General features: G+C 57.0%; 18 protein-coding genes and 2 tRNA genes. 1 reads left to right on the forward strand and 19 read right to left on the reverse strand.

Translation table 11 applies throughout. The annotated features are described in order from the left end of the window. Positions 1-59 precede the first annotated feature (59 nt). The 8 genes from I6I94_RS03175 to rpsB all read right to left on the reverse strand — a co-directional run bounded on the left by I6I94_RS03175 (position 60) and on the right by rpsB (position 7787). Complete coding sequence (locus I6I94_RS03175; protein WP_201620865.1) at positions 60-902, reverse strand: hypothetical protein; 843 nt, start codon at positions 900-902, stop codon at positions 60-62. A 404-nt stretch (positions 903-1306) separates the two neighbouring features. Next, on the reverse strand, positions 1307-2623 hold the full coding sequence (dxr, locus tag I6I94_RS03180) for a 1-deoxy-D-xylulose-5-phosphate reductoisomerase (protein WP_236588918.1): 1317 nt from the start codon (positions 2621-2623) through the stop codon (positions 1307-1309). Between the two features lie 147 nt (positions 2624-2770). After that, on the reverse strand, positions 2771-3370 hold the full coding sequence (locus I6I94_RS03185; protein WP_006889001.1) for a DivIVA domain-containing protein: 600 nt from the start codon (positions 3368-3370) through the stop codon (positions 2771-2773). A gap of 70 nt (positions 3371-3440) precedes the next feature. Further along, positions 3441-4319, reverse strand: a complete 879-nt coding sequence (locus tag I6I94_RS03190; protein WP_128087582.1) for a phosphatidate cytidylyltransferase — start codon at positions 4317-4319, stop codon at positions 3441-3443. Positions 4320-4337: 18 nt separating this feature from the next. Further along, complete coding sequence (gene frr, locus I6I94_RS03195) at positions 4338-4895, reverse strand: ribosome recycling factor (RefSeq protein ID WP_006889026.1); 558 nt, start codon at positions 4893-4895, stop codon at positions 4338-4340. 216 nt (positions 4896-5111) lie between these two features. Next, on the reverse strand, positions 5112-5858 hold the full coding sequence (gene pyrH / locus I6I94_RS03200) for a UMP kinase (RefSeq protein ID WP_006889002.1): 747 nt from the start codon (positions 5856-5858) through the stop codon (positions 5112-5114). 166 nt (positions 5859-6024) lie between these two features. Further along, on the reverse strand, positions 6025-6855 hold the full coding sequence (tsf, locus tag I6I94_RS03205) for a translation elongation factor Ts (protein ID WP_006888995.1): 831 nt from the start codon (positions 6853-6855) through the stop codon (positions 6025-6027). A gap of 125 nt (positions 6856-6980) precedes the next feature. Next, positions 6981-7787 carry a 30S ribosomal protein S2 gene (gene rpsB, locus I6I94_RS03210; protein ID WP_006889032.1) on the reverse strand — a complete coding sequence of 269 codons (807 nt, stop codon included), beginning with the start codon at positions 7785-7787 and terminating at the stop codon, positions 6981-6983. Positions 7788-8396: 609 nt separating this feature from the next. Here rpsB and I6I94_RS03215 point away from each other — a divergent pair. After that, positions 8397-9008 (forward strand): murein hydrolase activator EnvC family protein, encoded by a 612-nt coding sequence (locus tag I6I94_RS03215; protein WP_128087581.1) that lies wholly within the window; start codon positions 8397-8399, stop codon positions 9006-9008. 86 nt (positions 9009-9094) lie between these two features. Here the strand turns inward: I6I94_RS03215 and I6I94_RS03220 are convergent, their stop codons facing one another. The 11 genes from I6I94_RS03220 to I6I94_RS03270 form a co-directional block, all read right to left on the reverse strand. Further along, the gene (locus I6I94_RS03220; RefSeq protein ID WP_201620866.1) at positions 9095-11359 is read right to left on the reverse strand and encodes a flagellar motor protein; all 2265 of its coding nucleotides are present in this window, start codon (positions 11357-11359) and stop codon (positions 9095-9097) included. 13 nt (positions 11360-11372) lie between these two features. Further along, the gene (locus I6I94_RS03225) at positions 11373-12395 is read right to left on the reverse strand and encodes a hypothetical protein (protein ID WP_201620867.1); all 1023 of its coding nucleotides are present in this window, start codon (positions 12393-12395) and stop codon (positions 11373-11375) included. A 256-nt stretch (positions 12396-12651) separates the two neighbouring features. Continuing rightward, positions 12652-12725, reverse strand: a tRNA-Ile gene (locus I6I94_RS03230). A gap of 76 nt (positions 12726-12801) precedes the next feature. Continuing rightward, entirely contained in the window at positions 12802-14001 is a 1200-nt protein-coding gene (locus tag I6I94_RS03235; RefSeq protein WP_037233309.1) for a glycosyltransferase, read from the reverse strand. A 274-nt stretch (positions 14002-14275) separates the two neighbouring features. After that, entirely contained in the window at positions 14276-15139 is an 864-nt protein-coding gene (locus I6I94_RS03240; RefSeq protein WP_094758267.1) for a phage holin family protein, read from the reverse strand. A gap of 412 nt (positions 15140-15551) precedes the next feature. Continuing rightward, positions 15552-15624: transfer RNA gene (locus tag I6I94_RS03245), tRNA-Asn, on the reverse strand. A 99-nt stretch (positions 15625-15723) separates the two neighbouring features. Continuing rightward, positions 15724-17694, reverse strand: a complete 1971-nt coding sequence (gene dnaG, locus I6I94_RS03250) for a DNA primase (protein ID WP_128087577.1) — start codon at positions 17692-17694, stop codon at positions 15724-15726. 105 nt (positions 17695-17799) lie between these two features. After that, on the reverse strand, positions 17800-19161 hold the full coding sequence (locus I6I94_RS03255; protein WP_128087576.1) for a deoxyguanosinetriphosphate triphosphohydrolase: 1362 nt from the start codon (positions 19159-19161) through the stop codon (positions 17800-17802). 109 nt (positions 19162-19270) lie between these two features. Beyond that, entirely contained in the window at positions 19271-20437 is a 1167-nt protein-coding gene (dusB, locus tag I6I94_RS03260; protein ID WP_128087575.1) for a tRNA dihydrouridine synthase DusB, read from the reverse strand. A gap of 141 nt (positions 20438-20578) precedes the next feature. Further along, positions 20579-21643 (reverse strand): GNAT family N-acetyltransferase, encoded by a 1065-nt coding sequence (locus I6I94_RS03265; RefSeq protein WP_201620868.1) that lies wholly within the window; start codon positions 21641-21643, stop codon positions 20579-20581. An 81-nt stretch (positions 21644-21724) separates the two neighbouring features. Then, complete coding sequence (locus I6I94_RS03270; protein ID WP_201620869.1) at positions 21725-23104, reverse strand: glycine--tRNA ligase; 1380 nt, start codon at positions 23102-23104, stop codon at positions 21725-21727. Positions 23105-23209: the final 105 nt, after the last annotated feature.

Genomic DNA, 23209 nt, shown 5'->3' on the forward strand with positions numbered 1-23209 from the left:
GCCTCTAGGATACTCCTGTTATCTGTGAACCTGCTGAAGGCAGCACCGAATCTCTCAAGCTAAGCACCCTCAACCTCTTCAGCGTTCTTCCCCCGAGAAACAGAAGGAAAGAACATACCACCTGAAACATCCCCCGCAATAGCATAAAACAATGTAAGCAACGGATTAAACCCTGCCGGATGAAAAACCAAAAAAATTACTACCGCTATTACTCCTAAACGACGCCACCGCGAATGCACCTTAAAAATACCCCGAAGAATCAAACACAGGAATATTGCCACAGCAAAACTTTCCATAGCAATAATAAACTCAGAGATAGCCCGATCATTATCATGAACAAAAATACCTATTGCCAAGAAAAAGAACGCAGGGAACCCTGCGAGGCACACAAAAATAAAAAACGCCTCACCCCGCACATACTGCACATACCCCCGCACCCCCTCCTTCCTCGCCACCGGCGCCGGAGGAACATACCGTAAATAATAATTCGGATCCAACCCCCGATACTGCGCCCAAAACGTCACCACCACCGACGCCCAAAACGTCGCCACCAAAGACGAAGCAGCACACACCGTGGTCAACAACTTATACGGGGGACCTGCCAAATTAGGAATAAGCATCCCTATCAGAAACAGATTTCCTTCCCACAAACCATGCATCCTCCCCCGACGACGCACATACCGCACCACCGTTAACCCCGTAAAAATTACCGGCGCCAACACCGCCAACACATAAAACAACACCGGAGGCGCAGTAGGTTCATGAAGCCCCAAATATATAGCACCATACATTGCAGGACCCACCACAAACACCATCGCCAATATCGGCCGTAATAAATACCGCCCCAGCTCTCCCGGCTCCCAATCCCACGTCCCCCACCGGCCCCGCGACTCCTCAGACACAGGCCCCACAGACCGCTCACAAAAATACGGCTCCAACGCATGACGCGGCTCCTCACCATACCCACCCATAACCGATATTTCCCTCTCCTCTGCTGAACAACTAATAAACGGGGAATTGCCCTGCGCGCTTCACCGTGCACCCTTCCTTGTACGATACCGCTATGGGTTCCTCGGATCCGGTGCCACTGTCGCCGCAGAAGGCTCCGGGTTCGGGGCGCTCGAAGACTTCTCCGGTGAGGGGGTGTAAGTTGAATCAATAGGCTGAGCCGAAGCATCTGCCCCGGCGCTGCTTGGCTCTACCGGGCTCGGTCCAGGCGCAGGAGCGGGGGAATCTAGCACAGGAGCCGAGCCAAAGTTGACTGACCCCACTATTGGGTCTACAGCATGTGCTTTTACAATCCCGCCTACAGAATCAGTAATTCACGGGCTTGTGTCCGCGCCCAGGTTTCGGCGTTAAGCACTGCGTCTAGGGTCATCTCGGTGTCTGTCACGGCTTCGCCGCTGGCGGTGTGTGCCTCCAAAACACGCGCCACGGAATCCACAATATCGGTAAACCGAATTTTACCGGCGTGGAAAGCACTAACCGCTTCCTCATTAGCGGCGTTAAAAACGGTGGGAAAAGTTCCGCCCCGCTTGCCCGCCTCTTTAATCATCTGCACAGCAGGGAAAGCCGTCGCATCAAGCGGTTCAAAAGTCCATGTTTGCGCCTGAGTCCAATCACAAGGGGCCGCTACCTGCGGAATACGATGCGGCCACGTCAGTCCCAAAGCAATAGGCAGAAGCATGGTCGGCGGGGACGCCTGGGCGATAGTCGCGCCGTCTACGAACTGAACCATTGAATGCACAATCGACTGCGGGTGTACCGCAACATCAATGCGGTCAAGATCAACCCCAAAAAGATGGTGTGCCTCTAATACCTCAAGGGCCTTATTCACCATCGTTGCCGAATTGGTTGTGACCACCAGCCCCATATCCCAGGTAGGATGCGCCAGCGCCTGCCGTGGGGTAACATCGTGAAGCATCTCACGCGTGTACCCGCGAAAGGGCCCGCCTGAGGCCGTGAGAATCAGCCGGTCTATCTCGGCGTCGGTACCGCTGGTTAGAGCCTGGGCAAGAGCCGAATGCTCCGAATCCACCGGAACCATCGGGGTTTCTAACGGTGAGGCATCGACGGCGGCACGCACAAGCGGACCACCCGCAATCAGAGATTCTTTATTCGCAAGGGCAACCCGGTACCCCGCTTTGAGGGCGGTCAGTGTGGGTTCTAAACCGATAGATCCGGTAATGCCATTGAGCACCACATCCGCCGGATGCGCCGCCGCCTCAACGCTGGCACGTTCTCCCCAGACGATGCGCGGACTGTACCCGCTAATGCCCGTGCTGCGGGCAGCCGCATCAAGGTATTCTCGCAACCGTTGTGCATCCTGCGCCGTGCCGCTGGTGGCAACAAGCTCGGCCCGTACCAGCACCGCCTGCTGTGCTAATAATTCGAGGGAGCGTGAACCGGCACTGAGAGCTGCAACCTTCAGCGGTGCATCCTCAGCATCGACGGTGGTGCCTGCAAGACGCGCAAGATGCTCAATAACCTGTATTGCCTGGGTGCCGATAGAACCGGTAGAACCTAGAAGAGTGACACGTGAGGGTGTGCGCACAAGGCTTTTCAACGTATTAGTAAGGGTGGGGGACGTGGCATCTAAGCGGGCGGAGGAACCAAATTTCATAGTTATAAGTATCCCCTATCCGAGGCTAGAACCAGAAGCGGACTACTCCCGCCCGTCAACAGCTGCGAACCCCAGTATCGCCTGCGGAAAGTCAGCGGCTACGCACGGACCCGTAACGTTGGCGCCTCAGAGAGAAAGCACGCCGCCTTAGGCTAAGTCCTGCAGCAGCTCAATGCAGCGGTCCAAAAACGCGTCCACCTGAGTTTCGTCATAGCAGACAGACCCGGTGGCAGGCCGGAACGAGGCGCGCTGCACTACACCAGCATCCAGCGGCTCCTCACTGTTAAGCTGGGCAAGCACCCGGTCACACAGTTCATCTACGTCACTAATGAAGTAGCCAACCGTTTTGCGTTTAGTAGGGCGGCGGAATTTCTCACCCCGAGGACGCTCTAAACGCCCCGCCAGCAACTCACCAGTGGACCGTAAAGAACGCTCCCATTCGGTCAGTCCATACCGCTGAATATAGCGGCTGCGTTCCAGTTTGGCGAACCTCTCCCCCACCTGCTCCAAGGCACGGTCCACTTCCACGGGATTGTATCCGCCGGGCTCAGCCTGAAAAATCACCTGCCGGATGGAACGTGACGTGTATATGTCTGAAGGCACTTCTGCTCCGCTGCTGAGGTGCTCGTAGTCGTTGGCAAGGCGGGTAAATAGGCGGTCTACCTCCACACGGCGGTACCCGGCAACGGTCTCAGCGGTACGGGAGAAGCCCCCGTCACGGGCGGGCCTAATTTTTTTCCTTGCCAAAAGGACGCTCCTTCGTGTACTGGCGTTCAATAACCTGCAGCGCGGCTAAACATCTAGTGTACGGTATTCGTTACAGCGGCATCACGGTCCCAAAAATCAGGCACCCGGCGGCAGCCGCGAAAAGAATTGAGTCCAAACGGTCCATCATGCCGCCGTGACCGGGCAGGATGTTCGACATGTCTTTCACACCCAGCCGACGTTTTACCACCGACTCCATCAAATCCCCAGCCGTGGATGCGACCACCATCACAGGGGCTACGAGCAGCCCGTACCACCACGGCTGTCCCACAATAATGAGGGTGACAATGGCTACCAGGGCCGACCCGATAATAGAGCCAGCCAGCCCTTCCCAGCTTTTCTTGGGTGAAATTTTCGGGGCCATGGGGTGCCTCCCCCAGTTTACCCCGGCAATATAGCCGAACGTGTCGTTGCTAATGGCCATAAGGAGGATCATCAGGATTCCCAGCCAGCCACGCTCAACACTCCCCAAGTAGACAATGGGGATGCTCATCAGCACCGGCACCCACAGTAGGGTCCCAAGAACCCCGAAGGTGGCCGCCGGGATGTTTGCGGTGCGCCTACGTCCACTCAGAAGCAGGGTCCACACCAGCAGAATAACTGCCGATACCGCAGTACATATAACCAGCCCAAGCACCCCATGAATATATGAGGCGACAACGGTCATCACCGTCAGCACCCCGGTCGCGACGGCGGGGATGCCGTGCCCGCGCTTATCGTTCAAAACATGAGCGACTTCCCATGCACCCACCCCAGCGGTTAGCGCGGCAGTAAAAACCATCACGGGCGGGAAGAACAGCCCCAAGAGAAGAAGCACCCCGAAAGCCACCCCCACACCAATGGCGGCGGGCAGGTCCCGCCCAGCCTTTGACGTGGGCTTTACCTGCGGTAGTGAGGGGGATTCCCCGGTGCTTTCGGGTTCTGCTGTCATCGTTGGTACCGGCTCCCGCTAAACCTCTAGCAGTTCGGATTCCTTGTGCTTGTACAGCTCGTCAATGGTATCAACATGTTTCTTGGTGAGGGCGTCCAGTTCCTTCTCGGCACGTGCCCCGTCGTCTTCACCGATTTCACCGTCCTTGACGTACTTATCGATGGTGGTCTTGGCGTGACGGCGGATATTACGCACCGAAATGCGGGCCTCTTCGGCCTTATGGTTCACCAGTTTCGTGTATTCTTTACGGCGCTCAGCGGTCATTTCTGGCATCACCACGCGGATAGCCGCCCCATCGTTGCTGGGGTTAACACCCAAATCCGAGTCACGTAGCGCCTTCTCGATAGCGGCGAGGGCGGTCACGTCAAACGGCACAATTTTCACGGTGCGGGCGTCCTCAACATTGAACGAAACAAGCTGCTGCAGCGGGGTGGGTGCCCCGTAATAATCGGCGGTGAGCGAGCTGAACAGGCCCGGGTTTACGCGGCCCGTACGCACCTTAGCGAACTCAGCCTTAGCAGCTTCAACAGTCTTGTCCATCTTCTCGCCGGCTTCGGCAAGGGTTTCTTCGATCACTTCGGATCTCCTTCTGGGGGTGAAGTCGGCGCGAGCCGAATCTGAACATTATTTTCGTGGCGGCTTCCAGCGGTACGGGCGGGCTCTACGATGGTGCCCGGGTACTTGAGCAATGCCTGTAGTTATAGTTTAGTCGCCCCACGGCCTTCGCGGCGACTCTTTGCGCCTGTGTGTCGGTGCGATGGGGCAAGACGCCGCTGTATAATAGCGCGGCACCTAGCGAGTCACCAGAGTGCCCATTTTCTCACCCTTAATGGCGCGAGTCACGTTATCTTCACCCTGCATGCCGAACACGCGCATCGTCACGTTATTATCGCGGCACAAGGAAAACGCGGTCTGATCCAGCACCCGGATATTACGCTGCATCGCCTCATCGTAGGTGAGGTTGTACAGACGTTCAGCATTTGGGTCTTTATTCGGGTCGGCGGTGTAAATCCCGTCCACACCGTTCTTAGCGACCAGCACCTCATCCGCGTGGATTTCCAGGGCGCGCTGGGCGGCTACGGTGTCAGTTGAGAAGTACGGCAAGCCCGCACCAGCACCAAAAATAACCACGCGATCCTTCTGCATGTGACGAATCGCGCGGCGTGGAATGTAAGTTTCGGCAACCTGCGGCATAGTGATAGCAGACTGCACACGGGTATCAATACCCTCCTGCTCCAGAAAATCCTGAAGTGCCAAAGAGTTCATGACGGTACCCAACATGCCCATGTAGTCGGCACGGGAACGGTCCATCCCTGCTTGGGAAAGTTCGGCGCCACGGAAAAAGTTGCCGCCACCGATCACGATGGAGGTCTCTACCTCACCCACGGTTGCCGCGATCTGCCGAGCAATATTGCGCACCACCTCGGTGGAAATACCCACTTCACCGCCACCAAAAACTTCGCCGGAAAGTTTGAGTAAAACACGGCGTCGATGCCGGTTGCTGTCCTCGTACAGGGGGTGTGCGATCGATTCTTTCATAGAACCCTCCAACGGTTAGTTAGTAGTGGTCGGGGTATGCCCCATCAGTCTTTATCAAGGATACGTTAAAGGGAGGCCGCCGTGTGACGACCTCCCCTCGTTTTCTCGCCCCCGCCGCCAGGTTTCACCGGGTTAGGGGAGCACTAAAATTAGTGGCTGCGTATTTTTATGCGCCCACACGGAAACGTGCGAAACCGGTTGCGGTTGCGCCTGCCTCAGAGAGCACCTGGGCAACGGACTTCTTGGGATCCTTAGCAAAGTCCTGATCCAGCAGAGTGTTCTCCTTGTAGAAGCCCTTCAGACGGCCCTCAACAATCTTGTCCAGAATCTGCTCGGGCTTGCCCTCAGCGATCGCGGTCTCACGGGCCACACGCTTCTCAGTCTCAACCTGGTCAGCAGGGATGGACGCCGAATCCAGGTACTTGGGGCTCATAGCGGCAATGTGCACAGCAACATCGTGTGCGATTTCCTCGGTGTTAGCACCGGATACAGCCAGCAGAACACCGACCTGTGCGGGCAGGTCCTTGGAGGTTTTGTGCAGGTACACTGCCACGTTCTCGCCTTCCACGCGGGCCACGCGGCGCACCACAATCTTCTCACCCAGCAGCGCACCTGCGTCAGTGGTCAGCTCCTCAACGGTCTTCCCCTCGTAAGATGCAGCCTGCAGCTCTTCCAGGGTGGACGCGTTAGCTGCAATAGCAGCCTCCAGCACATTCTGACCGAACGCAATGAACGGGTCGGACTTCGCCACGAAGTCAGTCTCGGAGTTAACCTCAACCATGTAGCCAACGCCATTCTCCACGCGGGCAGCAACCAGACCCTCAGCGGTCGCACGGCCTTCACGTTTGGTGATGCCCTTCAGGCCCTTAACACGGATGATCTCCGCGGCCTTCTGCTGGTCGCCGTTTGCCTCGTCCAAGGCTTTCTTAACGTCGAGCATACCTGCGCCGGTCTTCTCACGCAGTGCCTTAATGTCGGCTGCGGTGTAGTTCGCCATGTGAACTCCTCTTTATCCTTTATAAGATGTGGGCGCAATAACGCCCATGAGTTATGAGCAGACGGCACCCGCCCTGAGCGGGTGGGTACCGTCCGTGAGCTCCCCGTTACCGGGTGAGCTAAAGCTTACTTAGCTTCTTCTGCGGATTCCTCGGTCTTAGCGGCCTCGTGCTGCTCCAGAAGCTCACGCTCCCAAGCAGCCATGGGCTCCTCGGTGGTCTCCGCCTTGCCGCTCTTCTTAGCGTTACGCTCAAGCAGACCAGCTGCCACCGCATCCGCCACCACGCGGGTGAGCAGGTTCACGGAGCGAATTGCGTCGTCGTTGCCGGGGATGGGGAATGCCACCTCGTCGGGGTCGCAGTTGGTGTCGAGAATAGCCACCACGGGGATGCCCAGCTTCTGAGCCTCGTTAACCGCCAGGTGCTCCTTCTTGGTGTCAACAACCCACACCAGGGAGGGAACCTTGGTCAGGTTACGGATACCGCCCAGGGTCTTTTCGAGCTTCTCAAACTCGCGACGCATCAGCAGCAGTTCCTTCTTGGTGTAGCGTGAACCCGCGACGTCGTCGAAGTCGATCTGCTCCAGCTCTTTCATGCGCTCAATGCTCTTAGCGATGGTGGAGAAGTTGGTGAGCATACCACCGAGCCAGCGGTGGTTCACGTACGGCATGTTCACGCGGGTAGCCTGCTCAGCGATAGCTTCCTGGGCCTGCTTCTTGGTGCCCACGAACAGGATATTACCGCCGTGTGCGACGGTTGCCTTCACAGCCTCAAAAGCCTTGTCGATAAATTCGAGGGACTGCTGCAGGTCAATAATGTAGATGCCGTTGCGCTCGGTGAGGATGAAACGCTTCATCTTGGGGTTCCAGCGACGGGTCTGGTGGCCGAAGTGAACGCCGGAATCCAGCATCTCACGCATAGTTACGACGGGCATGTCGTCTCCTTTTTCTGGGTGCCGCGCCGACCTCCCGTCTCGGGCTAGCCGCACGCGCGCATAGTAGTTATCGGTTTCTCCTAGCGGCGCTTAAGCCAGGGGTAGCCCCGGGCCTCAGACCCTCACCGCCTAGTTTATGGGGCGGACCGAAGGTTCCTTATCGTCCGGCTTGTGATACCGGACGCTCACGCCGCGCGTAGTCAGAGTACGCAAAAGCGCACACTGCAATACGAAATTGTACCCTATTGACGCAGGTTTTTCTGCTTCGGCTCTCTCACCGTGCCCGCGCCCCTGCCCTCAATACCTCACCCCAGTGGCAGTTCCACTTATGAGGCAGTTTGTTTCTGTCCCTACTGGACAGTCACCATGCTCCAGGCAGCTAATACGTTTCCCTCGCCTCGTTGACTCAGATACAGACAACACTGCCACATGATCGTACTTACAAAAGAACTGTCGCTGCGCATCTGTGGATAGCACCATTAGGTGACTGCGCCCCGTCTTTATCCACAGTTCTGGCAGACGACGCCCCAAGACTGAGAATTTTCTGGTTTCCTCAAAAGAACTACGTATTATCCCCGACCCAAGAAAATCGCTTAAGGAGAAAACATAATGCCTCTCTCCCCTACCGCGCATGCGTCGAAGACCTTACCAACAATAGCTGCATGTGTTGCGTTTATATTGTTCACCCCGCCCATTATCGTCTCTGCCGCCGAACCCACCCAGGCCATCACTGTGCAGCAGGTATCGGCATCTCGCAGTAAATGGCGGTCACCCGCCTCCGGCAAAGTGCGCGTGCTCAAACCGTTCAGTAAACCAGCCCAGCGGTGGAGCGCGGGACACCGCGGCGTTGATTTAGCTACCGACAGCGACAATGCGCAGGTGCAGGCCCCCGCTGCTGGAACCGTCGTCTTCTCCGGCAAAGTTGTCGATCGCACCGTGATCGTGCTGGAACATCCAGGAGGCTTAAGGTCTAGCTTTGAACCAGTAAAAGACCCTCTTCCCGAAGGGACACAAGTATCCGCCGGGCAGACTATCGCAACATTAGACCCCGATATACACCACTGTGAGCAGGGGCCGTGCCTGCACTGGGGCGTGCGACGCGGCGGGGATAAAGAAGACGGAAGCGGCAAAAATGCCGAATATATTAACCCGCTCACCCTGCTGGGGCGCGAACGGCCCAGCATCCTGTTGCCTGTTGATGGGAGCTTTACCGCAGGTTAGCGTGTAGTGGGCGTACAGCAAAGCCGCTGGCTCCACCGCAGAAGCGGTGTAAGCCAGCGGCTTATTCGCGCGCAGAGGCACCCAGGTTATTTCAGGTAGTCCTGTTCGCGCTGTGAAGAGCTGCCCGAACGGGGCGGTTCAGAGACCGGTCGAGTCGGAGGCTCATGCTGAACTGCACCGTTCCCGGAAATCGCCTGAGTAGGTTCCTCATACGTTACCTGCTGGTAAGACATAGGCGCTGTGGGTTCTCCTATGCCTTCCTGCGGTGCATACTGGGGCATCGGGTGGGTCTCATCGTCCCAGGCACCGTTTGAGCCCATATCGTTAATAGGAACAGTTGGCGGTTCGCCATACCCCGACTTCTGCGGGGGATACTGATCCTGCTGGTAGGTCCCTTCCTCCGAGTAGGCAGGCTGGGCTGGGTTATACCCCTGGGTCTGGTGGCCTCCGCCAGAGCGGCTCATAAAATATGCTTCAGGGTTGCCGCCGTGACCGTACCCCTGCGCCTGCTGGGCGGCTGCGAGGGCTGCCCGCTGTTCACGGGAGTTACGGAGTGAGGAGCTGATGCGCCTGCGGAACAGCAACAGGATCATGACGATCAGCAGCACCAGAAGCACGATGACGCCGTCAATCACCATATCGCTCATTGTTAGGCCAGCGGCCGGAATCCTCAGAGTGAATGTTCCGTGCTCGTTGCTGACCGTCAGGTTACGCCCTTCAGCCTCAGTTTTTGCCCCCTCAGGCAGAGAGTTCTGCGTCTCAAACTTTTTCTGATCCACCGTGCTCATAAACGGTGCGTTGAATGAGAAACTGTAGCTGCCTGAGTAGCCATCCCCCACTCGTGATTTGAGATTAAACGCTGGTTCCACCGTGTATGAGGTGCCGAAGGGGTTATAACCGCCGGGGTGAGTGATAGTGAATGTCGACCCGGGCAGATAGCCTTCTAAACGATTGTTAAAATCAGCCGAGTCTTTTCCCTTAATGACAGTGGAATAGACGGTATTGTCGCCGTCGTTCCCTTCCTCTAAGGTTCCAATATCATCGCCGGGAGAGAACTTCTTTTTAAGGGCCTCTGATGCTAAAGCCGCATCGGAGTTCTTCACTGAGTACTCGAAACGAGCCTCAACAGAGCCGTCCATGCCCAAAGATACAGAAGTCCTGGCATCCTGAACCTTAATTTCCTGCGTGGAGCTAAGGTCCACATTCTGCACGATGTTCTTAGACGATCCGCTATTTGAGGAGCCGCCCTGCTCGGTGTATACACCGTTACTGCCGGAGAGCTTGAAAAGGGCTCCGTTACCTTCCGGTGAGCACACAATCGAGCAGTCCACCTGGCCACTGACATGATTTTTCACCATGAGCTTGCCGGAGGTATCGTTCACTTCCTGCTCGTGCTTCAGTTCGGTGTTTTTATTCCCGAAGATTTTCTGCAGCTTCGAGTTCATGTCTTCTAAGTTGCTGGCTTCAAAGGTGAGGGTACGCCCCAGTTCTTCTTTCCCAGCGGAGGTGCTGGCTTTGGAAGAGACGGTGTAGTAGCTCTTAATGCTCGCCTCATCCACACCCTTAGATACCTGTCCGCCCTCGGGGGTGGCCGACTGCAGGTAAGAGTCTACAGCCTTAGCTTTATCAGGCTCCATAATATCTTTTGCAACAAAAAATATTTTTGCAGTGTACGAGCCATTCTGCTGCACCTGCGCATCCACCAGAACAAAGCCGAACCCGTTATCTTTAATATCTTTCACTGAGATCGGGGTCGATGAGGAGGAGTTTTTCAGCTCCCTATCGCCCATTTTGACGGTGGTTTTATCTTCTGTTCCAAGCACACTACTTTTGCGCTTCGACTCGATAACACCATCGACTACCAAGCTCTCGGGAACCCATCCCAGCAGTTCTTTGGAGCTGAAGTTCTCCGACACCTGTACACCCTGGACCAGCCCCGTGGTGCTGTCTGAGATGCTGATAGTGGGGGTTGTGGAGGATCCTGAAAGCTTCAGAAGGTTCTCAACTTTTGTGCGGTATTCGCTGATACTTGTAAACGAGAGTTTGAAGGTGGCACGCGCCTTATCACCGTCGGTCTGTATACCCTCATAAGACAGTTCAGAAGGTAAGTGCTTCTTAATCGACGAATCAATCGAGTTAATGTCGCCCTTCACGTAGTCCTTATTGTCCTTCATATTGAAGGAGATGGACATCGTTCGGGAGCCTTTCTCGGCGTTCTCCAGCCCCAGATCCGTCTCAACCCTGGCGCCGCACGCTGAAAGTACGAGCGCCACCAAAACCAGTAGGACGCCCAGGTAACACGCACGCATGGGGGTGCGCGTCGCCTGAGCGCCGTCACGTGTCATGTTCATCAGAGATGTTCCACTAGTGGGCGGAGGAGGAGGGGTTCGGGGCCAATACGCTGAAGCCGAAGTACAGCACCAGAATCCCAGCAAGCACGAATGCGGTGCTCAACACCACGTACATGAAGAACACCGATTTTTCGGTGTTGGCAACTTTCGCCTGTCCCAGGTACAGCAGGGATTCACCAACGATTACGCTAAATACCGCGAAGACTATCATCATCACCAAGATGGGGCGCTGCGACGCGGCGTACGTATCGGTCATAGTACTTGCATGTGGCAGCAAGAATGAGAGGAAGAACAGAACTAGGAAAGCGGGAATCTGCGGTAGCACAGCAGTACCCACAATATCCATCGCGGAGTTAAACCCCATCTGCGACTTGCCGATGCGTGCGGTAAGCATCAGCCCCACCCCGCGTAGCACGAGCACGCCAAAAATCACAATCAGGAAAATAAGAAATAATAGGAACCCCTCAGCGGCGGTGTACGCGCCCGAAGTGTACTTCGCTGTATCTTTTGTAACAACAAACACGACACGGAAAATTTGCCCGGCATAGGTGTTCAAAAACGCCATAACGAACAGGGCACCCACAACCGACTGTAATGTGCAGGCAATAAGCCAGCCCCACAGGGGGTGCTGCTGCATACGGTCGTGCGCGCCGGTGGGGTTGCTCTTAAAAATATCTAGGAAAGCCCCCCACACCCCCTTAAACGCCAACGCAAAATGATTAGGGGCGGCCGGAGCCTGGCTCTGCTGATTCTGCTGGTACTGATCCTGCTGGTTCTGTGGGGGCATGTACTGCTGCTGTTGCTGACCATAGCCCTGTTGAGGGTTTTGCTGGTACTGGTTCTGCTGATAGGGTACGTTCTGCTGGCCCTGCTGCCCGTAACCTTGCTGCATTCCCTGTTGAGGGTTTTGCTGGTACTGATTCTGCTGATAGGGAGTATTTTGTTGCCCCTGCTGCTGGGATATACCGTAGGGCTGTGTGTGGTCCTGCTGATCATACCCGTTGTGCCCGGGCTGCTGCGGAAGGTTATCGCTCATCATCGGTCCTTGTCTCAAGGGGGTAGACGCATCAGTTGCGCCATGCATTCAAACCTTCTGCGGTGCTAAAACTAGACCGCCAGAAGACTACCCTTTACAGTACCTTAAAACTGCGTCCAAGGGGCATGTATTCAGTCATGTTTAACGAAGATTGACCCGGCTTATTTTTATTTCTGCCGCACTGAGCTACACCACTATGAACATACTAAAACCCGCTCGGCGACTACTAGACAGAGTCATACCGAGCGGGGGTATGTAGGGAGTGTGGGACTTGAACCCACGACCAAAGGATTATGAGTCCTCTGCTCTAACCGGCTGAGCTAACCCCCCACGGCTTGTGCGGCTTATGTGCTACACGAACCTTAACCAGAGTACCTGACGAACCGGGTTTAGGAAAATAGGGGCGTCAGCTGTGGCGGAAGCGGTCGTAGGGGGCATCGCTTACGTATAGTTCTTCGAAGGTGCGCCACGTGTTATCAGCCCGGTGGAAGTCGACGATGCGGCGGCTTTCACGCCCCATCTGCTCACGTTCAGCGGCGGGAAGTGAAAGGATCGCCGCGAGTTTGTGGGCGAGGTCGCGGGCATTGTTCGGCTCGAAGAGGTAACCGTTCACTCCGTCTTCCACAAGGTGCGGTAGCGCGAGAGCGTTCGCAAGCACCACAGGTTTTGAGGCACTCATTGCTTCCAGGGAGACGAGAGACTGCAGTTCGGCGGTGCCGGGCTGGCAGAAAATATCGGCCCGCTGGTACACCCCGGGTAGGTCTTCATCAGGCACGTAGCCGCGGAATACGACCCGTTCGCTTACCCCACAGTCATGGGCTTTTTTCTCTAGTTCTTCCCGCAGCTCTCCCCCACCTGCTATATCAAGAATCACGTGGTTCAGGTGCTCCGGCAGTAGAGAGAGCGCCTCAATGAGCACATCAATATTTTTTTCTTGGGCAAGGCGCCCCACGAAGGTGATGCGAAGTTCACCGGGGGCCTTATCAATGGTGGCCCCTTCGGCAAGTTCGTAGTCCCCGATTTCAATACCGTTGGAGACAGGCATGACAGGACGGGTGAAGCCGCCAAGGTCCCTCATGGCGTCAGCCCCGATCTGGGTGGGGGTGGTGACGACTGCGGCCCGTGAGAAACAGCGGCGCATATCGATCCAGGTGGCTTTTGAGATGACGCGTTTAATAGGCGTGGGGACCGGCAGGAAAGGATCGAGATTCGCCGGCATGAAGTGGTTGGTGGCGATCACCCGGATACCGCGTTTATGGGCTTGGGTGATGAGGGCCCGCCCAATAATGTAGTGGCATTGTACGTGCACAACGTCTGGTTTCACTTCGTCAAGAATATGCCCCACTTCGAAGTGGATTTCCCAGGGGATGCAGATGCGGTTGGTGTCATGGGTAGGGGGTAAGTGTGAGCGCAGCCGGTGCTCGACAATACCGCCCTCAACAGTGGTGCGGTAGCTGGGTCCACGCATGGGGCTGGCCGCAACCACATGCACTTCGTGCCCGCGCCCAAGCATTGCGGTGGCAAGGCGATGACCGAACTGGGCGGCCCCATTAATGTCTGGCGGGTAGGTTTCGGCGCCGATGAGGATGGTGTGGGCCTGCTTCATCGCGGTTCTACTCCTTGGTCATTATGAGCCTCGTAGGGTGATACGGGGCACAGGGTGTGAGGTGATTTTTCCAATTCAACTATTTTATCGGTTTGGGTGCGTTACTTGAGCCTAACAAGAAGGTAGGTAGCCTTAGAGTTCTCTGAGAATCAGTGAGTTTGCGGCGTATTGGTGATGGGTGGGGGCGTTGGGGTGATGCGACTTGGCCCGCCACCTTCGGAAGGTGGCGGGCCAAGTCGCGGTGTTTCGCATCGCCGTACGGCGGGGGTGGTGTTTAGCGGCGCAGGAACCTGCGGAGGAACACCAGGGCCGCGGGTAGTGCAGCGCCGAGTGCGGCGAATGATTTCCAGCGTGCTTTGACGACGTTGGGCTGGGTGATGTTCTCAGCCAAGCCGCGACCAACATTGACGGCCTCTGTGGGGGCCTGCTGCGCTTTAGCTTTGGCAGAGCCAATGATGCCCTGCGCGTTTGCCTGTACGCCTTCACTGTATTTCTGCATGTCATCGCGCAGAGCGGCCAGGTGCTCGCGGCGTTCTTTGGTGCGCTGCCTAAGCTGCTCTTCAGTGAGTGGCTGCGGTTCGGATTCTCCGCGTGCTTTGCGTTCTTCGGCCTCTTGGCGAGCTTGCTCAGCAGCAGCTTCGCGCTCTGCCTGTTTGCGGGCGGCGCGTTCTGCTTGTTCTTTTTTCAGCCGGGACGCGGTCATAGCGCTGCCTTCACGCAGTACACCCAGGTCGAAGAGCAGCCCGAAGACTGCCGATTCGGGGGCGAACGGCATTTGTGCTTTGACTTTCTTGTACCCGATGAGGCCGGTGATGAGGATTACGATAGCGAAGATGAGTGCTACTACGAGCGCGGCGAGCCAGGGCCTCATGATTTCGCCGAGACCCAGGATAATAGCGCCGACGATGGCGATAATGAATAGGGCCGCGAAGAACGCTGCGATGGCTAGGAATGCCGCGCCTTTACCAACGGCGATGCCTTTGGTTTTGAGCTCGTGTTTAGCAATCTGGATTTCGTCTTTGACCTGGTTGATACCCAAGGTTGAGAAGACTTTACCAGCGTCAATGACGCTCATGACGCCGTTCTTAATCCCCACTAGGCTGGCGCGAATGCCTTTGGGATTAGTGTTAGTGGCCATGCCCACCTCTCAAGACTTTGATGCGTGGAGTTTACTTCACTCCGTAAAGTACTATTCTATCTCTATTATCCACTGAATCGCGTAGTTTTGAATTTGAACCTTTGGTTCCGAGTGTTTCTGCGGGTTTTCACTGGTGGGCGCGGGTGCGGGCGGGCTTACCGGGAGGAGGATAGCGCGCCTGTATTCACTGTTGAGCAAAGGCGGCTGCGGCAAGAGCCCTCAAGACGACACAGCCAGGACACCCTACAGATGGAGCCTAAGAAATCTTTAGAGATACTCCCCGACTGGACTCGAAATAGACGAAGCCCGATAGGAGGCGCCCCAGCGCCTCCGCAGAGCGAAGTGGGTTACTGGTTCAAGTCCAGTCACCATACAAAAAAGCCTCGGAGCTTTACTCTGAGGCTTTTAAATGCTCCCCCGACTGGACTCGAACCAGTAACCCTTCGATTAACAGTCGAATGCTCTGCCAATTGAGCTACGGGGGATTATGTTGTTTTTTGTGTTGTTTGCAACGAATAATAACTATACCGGCGGTTTGTGGGGTTCGCAAATCCCCATCTTGTGATATATCACACTTTCTGCTTTTAGTGGCGCGTCATGGTGCGGCGGCGCACTTCTAAGTCGAGCAGTTCTCGTTGGATGCGCCCGTATTCTTCAGAGTCAGGAGTGGAGCTGAGCTGTTCAAGGCGCATCATAAGGTCAGATTTTTGGCGTGAGATCTGGTGCTCAAAGAGGCTGTTCAGCACTCCTTCAATGTAGTACGGCAGTTTCTCAGCAGTGGCAACAGGGAGCTGGGCTACGCTCAGCTCGGCAATACTGTGGTGGACTTCCTCGGCGGATCCAGCACGCACATAGTTGAGCCATGCGACTCCGGGGGCCGGGGCTATCTGAGAGGCTGCGTGGATAATACCTCGGGCAATTTCTTGGTGGGTGCGGTAGCGGAAGCTTACACGCGCAAATTCTTGCCATTGCGGCACACTCATGAGGTTGGGGTGCTGCAGCGCTATTTCCAGGCAGGTGCGTTCAAGGCGGGCAATGGGGTCTGCGGGGTTGGGGGTGAAGAACTCGGGCTGGGGAGCTTCCTGCTGAGGTTCTGTTGTGGGTGCGTTCTGCGCCGACTGCTGGGCGTGGGCGGCACCGGTGGGCCCAGGCTGGTGTCGGGCCTGCGTCTCGCCGTTCTGGTAGGGAGAGTCGTTTCTGCGTTGATTGTAGTTGGAACGCCTGCCGCTGGGGTTACGCTGGGCGTAGGCGACCGCACGCTGTATTTCCTCAAGTTCCATACCGAGCTGTCCGGAGGCTTTACGCATATAGGCCGGGCGCAGGTCGCGGTCCCTGATTCCGGCGATAATGGGCGCGATGGCGCGCATCGCCAGCACACGCCCCTCTAGGGTCGTCAGGTCGAAGCGTTTGAGGGTTGTGTCGATGACGAATTCGAAGAGCGGACGGCGAGAGGCGATGAGGGATCGTACCGCCGCATCGCCCCTGTGCAGGCGAAGATCGCACGGGTCCATGCCTTCTTGGGCGACCGCCACGTATGTTTGTGCCACAAAACGCTGATCCTCCTCAAACGCTGCGAGCGCGGCTTTCTGCCCCGCGGCGTCGCCATCGAAGGTAAAGATAATTTCTCCGCCGGAGCCGTCATCGGTGATCATGCGGCGTACCACTTTGATGTGCCCCGCACCGAAGGCGGTGCCGCAGGTTGCTACGGCGGTTTTAATGCCTGCTAGGTGTGCCGCCATAACATCGGTATAGCCTTCGACGATGACGACTTGTTTGGTTTTGGTCATCTCACGTTTGGCAAGGTCGATGCCGTAGAGCACCTGCGATTTTTTGTACAGCAGCGTTTCGGGGGTGTTGAGATATTTGGGGCCTTGGTCGTCGTCGAAAAGACGGCGTGCCCCGAATCCGATGGTTTCGCCTGCTACGGTGCGGATGGGCCAGATGAGGCGCCCACGAAAACGGTCGTAGAGGCCGCGGTTTCCTTCAGAAAACATACCGGTAGCGCGCAGTTCCTCGTCGGTAAAGCCTTGGGAACGCAGATGTTTGAGCAGGTTGTCCCAGCCGCGGGGGGCGTATCCGACTCCGAAGGTTTTGGTGGCGGCTGGGTCGAATCCGCGAGCGCCGAGAAAGCGTTGTGCTTCCCCCGCGTTCGCTGAGTAGAGGCTGCGTTCAAAGAATTCTGCGGCGATTTTGTGCGCGTCGAGAAGTCGACGACGCAGGCTTGCTTCATACCTGTCTCGCGGGTTTCCGCCTTCATAGTGCAGGGTGTAGCCGATACGCGCCGCTAAGCGTTCAACGGTTTCGGTAAACCCGGTGTGTTCCATCGCCATGACGAAGGAGTAGACGTCACCGGATTCTCCGCATCCGAAGCAGTGGTAGGTTCCCATTTGCGGGCGCACATTGAAGGAGGGCGTGCGTTCGTCGTGGAATGGGCACAGCCCTTTGTACGCGCCGATACCTGCACCTTTGAGGGTTACATATCCCTCAATGATTTCGCGGATGTCGGTACGGGCGCGTACTTCATCAATGTCTTCTTTGCGGATTAGTCCAGCCATCGTCTCATTTCTGCTGCACCGTGCTGTAATAGCAGTTTTAGAAGGTATTTCATGCCCGTCTATGCACGGGGTCTCTGTCTTGTCTTTGCCGTGTGAAAGGCGGCGCTACCATAGGGGCTTCTCCCCCAGCATCCAGGGGGTCCCGTTAATGCGTTTGTAGAGCGCAACCGCCGACCTGTCGGTTAGGGATGCCACCTGATCAATGACGAGGCGCAGGCGCGCGTCGTCGTCATGAGCCCCCAGCTGCGCGTAGTCCGTTCTGAAGATGCTGTCGATGTATTGCGGGTTTGCGCGCTGGGAATCTTCGTAGAGCGCTTCGACGAGGATGCCCAGTATTTCGTGCTGGTGTTCGTAGTGGGGTTGGGCGTCGCGCACCGTCATAACGAATGCGGTTGCGATTCCCTTCATGACGGCGATTTCGTCTCGGGTGTCTTCCGGTACGATCAGTTCGGCGCTATAGCGGGTTAGCGGGGTGTCTCGCCCGTAACGTTCGCGGGTTGCTTCCACGGCGCTCCAGGCGAAGCGACCGATAAGTTTACTGGTGAGCCCCTTGAACTGTGCTAGGGAAGCGCGCGAACCGGTCATGCACGGAACCCACCGGTTCAGGGTCTCCAACCGGCTGAGTGCCGCATCCAGTTGTTCGTCAGTAGCGGCTGGAAGATACCATTGGCGGGTCATGTCGAAGACGGCCTGCCGGTGCTTTGCTTCGCGCAGCTGTTCTAACTGCACGTGCCCGCCGAAGACTGCATCTTCAACGTCGTGCACCGAGTATGAAATATCGTCGGCTAGGTCCATAACCTGCGCTTCCAGGCATTTGCGCTGAGGCTCTACCCCGGCGTCGTGTGCGCCCTCACGGAACCATTCGAAGACCGGCAGGTCATCCTCGTAAACACCGAATTTGTGGGTTTGGGTGCCGTCTGCGCGACGTGGTGCGTCTGTGCGCGTCCACGGATATTTGCAGGTTGCGTCCAGGGATGCGCGGGTCAGGTTCAGCCCCGCAGATACGTCATGTTCGGCGATCACTTTCGGTTCAAGGCGGCTGAGCAGCCTCAGGGTTTGGGCGTTGCCCTCGAACCCGCCCATATGGGCGGCGATCTTGTTTAGGGCACGTTCGCCGTTATGTCCAAAGGGCGGATGCCCCAGGTCGTGAGAGAGGCAGGCAGTATCAACTACGTCTGGGTCGCAGCCGAGCATCCGGCCCACTTCGCGCCCGACCTGGGCGACTTCAAGGGAGTGTGTGAGCCGGGTACGCACGAAATCGTCCGTATCCGGGTTCATGACCTGGGTTTTAGCGCCTAGCCGCCGCAGCGCGGAGGAATGAAGCACACGGGCACGATCGCGTTCAAAGGGGGTGCGGTCCTGGAAGGGGTGTATTTCGGGCACCCAGCGTTCTGAGTCGTCGGGGGTGTACCCTGCGGGCAGGTTCCATTCCCAGCGTTCCTGTCCTTCCTCGGCGAGGCGAGTCATCACTCCTCCGTTCCTGCTTCCGGTGCGGTTGGTGTCTTTCTACTACCTATATAAGCACTATTTTGCCCAGACGCAATGTTTTTATCAGGCTACGATAAACCTCGCCCAATTATCCGCCCGAGATATCCAGTTCTGCCTCCACGAGTCCAAGCCTTTCAGCATCCCCTAAAATACGGGAGTTAAGCCACCCATCCGGCAAATGAGGCTTCTTCGGGCTCCCGGCCCGGCCGCGGGAACCTTCAACCGCGGCCCCCGGATACCCGATACTGTGATCAAGCTGCCCCAGTAGTTCACGGAAAGTCTCTAAATCGGGTACGGTTGCCATTTTGGCACGCAGCTCGCCGCCCACCGGGTAACCCTTGAAATACCAGGCAACATGTTTACGGATCTCACGCAGTCCCTTGTACTCATCCGCAAAGGTCTCAACAAGCAGCTCGGCATGCCGGTAAATCATTGCGGCAACCTCACTCAGAGTAGGTCGGATACGCTCGGAACTACCCTCAAAAGCATTCTGCAGATCGCCAAAAAGCCACGGGCGCCCTTGGCAGCCGCGCCCAATCACCACGCCGTCCACACCGGTCTGTTCAACCATGCGCACGGCATCTTCGGCGGCGAAAATATCGCCGTTGCCCAAGATGGGAACGTCCGGAATCGCCTCGCGAAGCTGCGCGATGGAGTCCCAATCCGCTGTTCCCGAATAGTGTTGGGCAGCGGTACGCCCGTGCAGGGCTATGGCGGCGACACCCGCATCCCGGGCGATCTTAGCGGATTCAAGGAACGTGATGTGGTCATCATCGATGCCTTTACGCATCTTGATGGTCAGGGGAATATCGTTACGCGAAGCCTCTTTGACCGCCGTGTGCACAATCGCGGTGAAGAGATCGGTTTTCCATGGAAGCGCCGCACCGCCGCCGCGTTTTGTGACTTTCGGCGCCGGGCACCCAAAGTTCAGGTCGATATGATCCGCACGGTCTTCCTCTACGACCAGCCGAATAGCCTTACCCACGTTAACCGCGTCTACCCCGTAGATCTGGATGGAGCGGATCTGCTCGTCCGCGTCGTGTTCGATAATGCGCATCGACTCGGGTTTGCGTTCCACGAGGGCGCGCGCCGTCACCATCTCAGTCACATATAATCCGCCGCCGTACTCGCGGCACAGACGACGGAACGCCTTATTCGTCACACCCGCCATCGGGGCGAGCACCACAGGCGTTTCAACAGTCAGTTTACCGAGTTTCAGCGGCGGTAATTTCAGGTGGGAGGCTTCAGAATTCACCTCTATATTGTGGCATACACACGCAAATCGGCACGGATGCACCTACCCCGGTTCACGACAGGCGCACCGGTCAGCGTTGGGCAAAGTTGTCACGCCCTCACGGTGCGGGTTTTCTGGGGCCTCTTCTGGGCGCCTTGTTCTTTAGGAGGCGGCACCCGGATAATCGCTGGCGTAAATATAGGTTGGGTCGCCTTCCACGCTCGCGGTTCCAGCACGCAGAAGAACGTCGGTCACCTCTACGAGAGCGGTCATCGAGTCGTCTACCTCAACCACCACCGGGTACTGCGCCGTCAACAGCGAAAGAAGCTGCATAATGGCCTCGACCGCGCCTTCGTTCTGCATGTCATATCCGAGCAAAATCTCAGTCGCGGTATTCTCATCGACCAGCGCGGCGGCAGGGTCGGTCTCAAAGGGGTGATAACTCACCGCAAAGGCAATGATTTCGCCTTTCTTCCCCTCTTTCTCAGCCTGCTGAATGTTATCGCGCAGTACCAGCGCCCCGAAGGCGCGTGCCTCATCCGAGAGGAAATACCGGTTTACGGTCCCTAACCCGACCTCGGCAGGAACATCCCAATCATGCGAATTGCGGTAGAACTCCCAGAGCTTCGAGGTCAGCTCAACCGAGCCGGTCGCCAAATCCTCAATCGCCTGAGTGGGTTTGCCGTTCTCATCCTCACGCAGAGAAACCGGCGGAATCGCGCCCGCATCAATATGAACCAGACGCGAGCGCTGAATCATTTTCATGCCCTTCGCCTGGGCAAATTCTTCGCCGGTGCTAAATGGGGCCAGCTTCACGCGGACGTTCGGAACCTGCGCGTTTTCGGCGGCGATCTCACGCAGCCGGTCTAAAAGCTCGGTACCTAACCCGGCGCGGCGGTGCCCTTCGGCAACCTCAAGATAGGTCCACAGGCGTTGTGGGTGCAAAAGTGAGGCGGTCACCACGCCAGCGGCGATCGGCACACCAGAGTCGGTGACCACAAGGGTTCGGCTAAAAGGGGCATCCGAGGCCTCTCCGAACGATGCGCGCTGCTGCGCCTCCTGCTCGCTTCGCGGATCCCCCCACACCTGCAGAAGTTCCAAATCGTCGCCTTCGCGCCAGGGACGAAATTCGTAGGTGTTCATGGGGTGCCTTTCTTCCGCAGAATACGCGGGTTTTACCGCGAGGATAGGGTTCTCACTATTGTACGTATCGGCTAGGTTCTGCACCAGATCCTAGTGACTGCGTGAAAATACCGGCGGGGTTCTCCATTGCAGAGAACCCCGCCCATGTACATGGTAAAAAAAGGCTTAGGCAACCAGACGCGCCGCCAAGTATGCCTTCACCTGATCAAGTGCCACGCGCTCCTGACTCATGGTGTCACGCTCGCGGATGGTGACCGCCTGGTCCTCTAAAGTATCGAAGTCTACGGTAATGCAGAACGGGGTGCCGATTTCGTCTTGGCGGCGGTAGCGGCGGCCGATAGCCCCCGCCTCATCGTAGTCGATATTCCAGACGCCACGCAGTTCCTCTGCCAGCTTGTGGGCGGGCCCGGAGAGTTCGGGTTTCTTCGATAGGGGCAGAACGGCGGCCTTCACGGGCGCCAGACGCGGGTCGAGTTTAAGAACCACGCGCTTATCGACGCCGCCCTTAGTGTTCGGGGCTTCATCCTCAACGTAGGCATCGACGAGGAACGCCATCATGGAGCGTGTCAGGCCGAAGGAAGGCTCGATGACGTAGGGTACGTAGCGTTCGCCGCTGGCCTGATCAAAGTATTCGAGCTTCGCGTTCGAGTGCTCATTGTGCACGCCCAGGTCGTAGTCGGTGCGGTTTGCCACACCCATGAGTTCGCCCCATTCGCCGCCTTGGAAACCAAAACGGTACTCAATGTCAATGGTGCCCGCCGAGTAGTGCGCGCGGTCGTCCTCAGGAACATCGAACTGGCGCATGTTCTCGGGGTTAATGCCCAAGTCAACAAACCAGTTCCAGCAGTCTTCAACCCATGCGTCAAAGTGCTTATCTGCTTCGTCGGGGTGCACGAAGTATTCGATCTCCATCTGCTCGAATTCGCGGGTGCGGAAGATGAAGTTGCCGGGGGTGATCTCGTTACGGAACGCCTTACCGATCTGCCCGATACCGAAGGGCGGGCGTTTACGGGCCGCAGTTACCACGTTGTTGAAGTTCACGAAGATGCCCTGCGCGGTTTCGGGGCGCAGAAAGTGCAGCCCTTCTTCGTTATCGACAGGCCCCAGGTAGGTTTTCAACAGGCCTGAGAAGTTCTGCGGTTCGGTCCATTCGCCGCGGGTGCCGCAGTTCGGGCAGACAACCTCACCCATATTTTCGGGTGCTCGCCCCTTTTTAGCTTCGAATGCCTCAATCAGGTGGTCTTGGCGCTGGCGCCTGTGGCACGAGAGGCATTCCACCAGCGGGTCCATAAAGGTTGCCACGTGCCCGGATGCTTCCCACACCGGGCGCGGCAGGATTACCGAAGAGTCCAGCCCAACCATGTCTGCGCGTGAACGCACGAAACGCTGCCACCACTGCTGGCGGATGTTCTCTTTCAGTTCCACGCCAAGGGGACCGTAATCCCATGCGGAGCGGGAACCGCCGTAGATTTCACCCGCCTGGAAGACGAAGCCGCGGCGCTTAGCAAGCGCAATAACGTTGTCGAGAGTGGACTTTTCTGCCATGTTTACTCCTTTATGCCCCGCCACCGGCTGTGGCGTGCGTGAGTTCAGTGTTCTTCCGCGCGCGGTAAGCGCCGGGATATACGGTCACAAGTACAAGATACTAGG

Origin of the sequence: Rothia aeria (genome assembly GCF_016726365.1) — a bacterium.
GTDB lineage: Bacteria > Actinomycetota > Actinomycetes > Actinomycetales > Micrococcaceae > Rothia > Rothia aeria.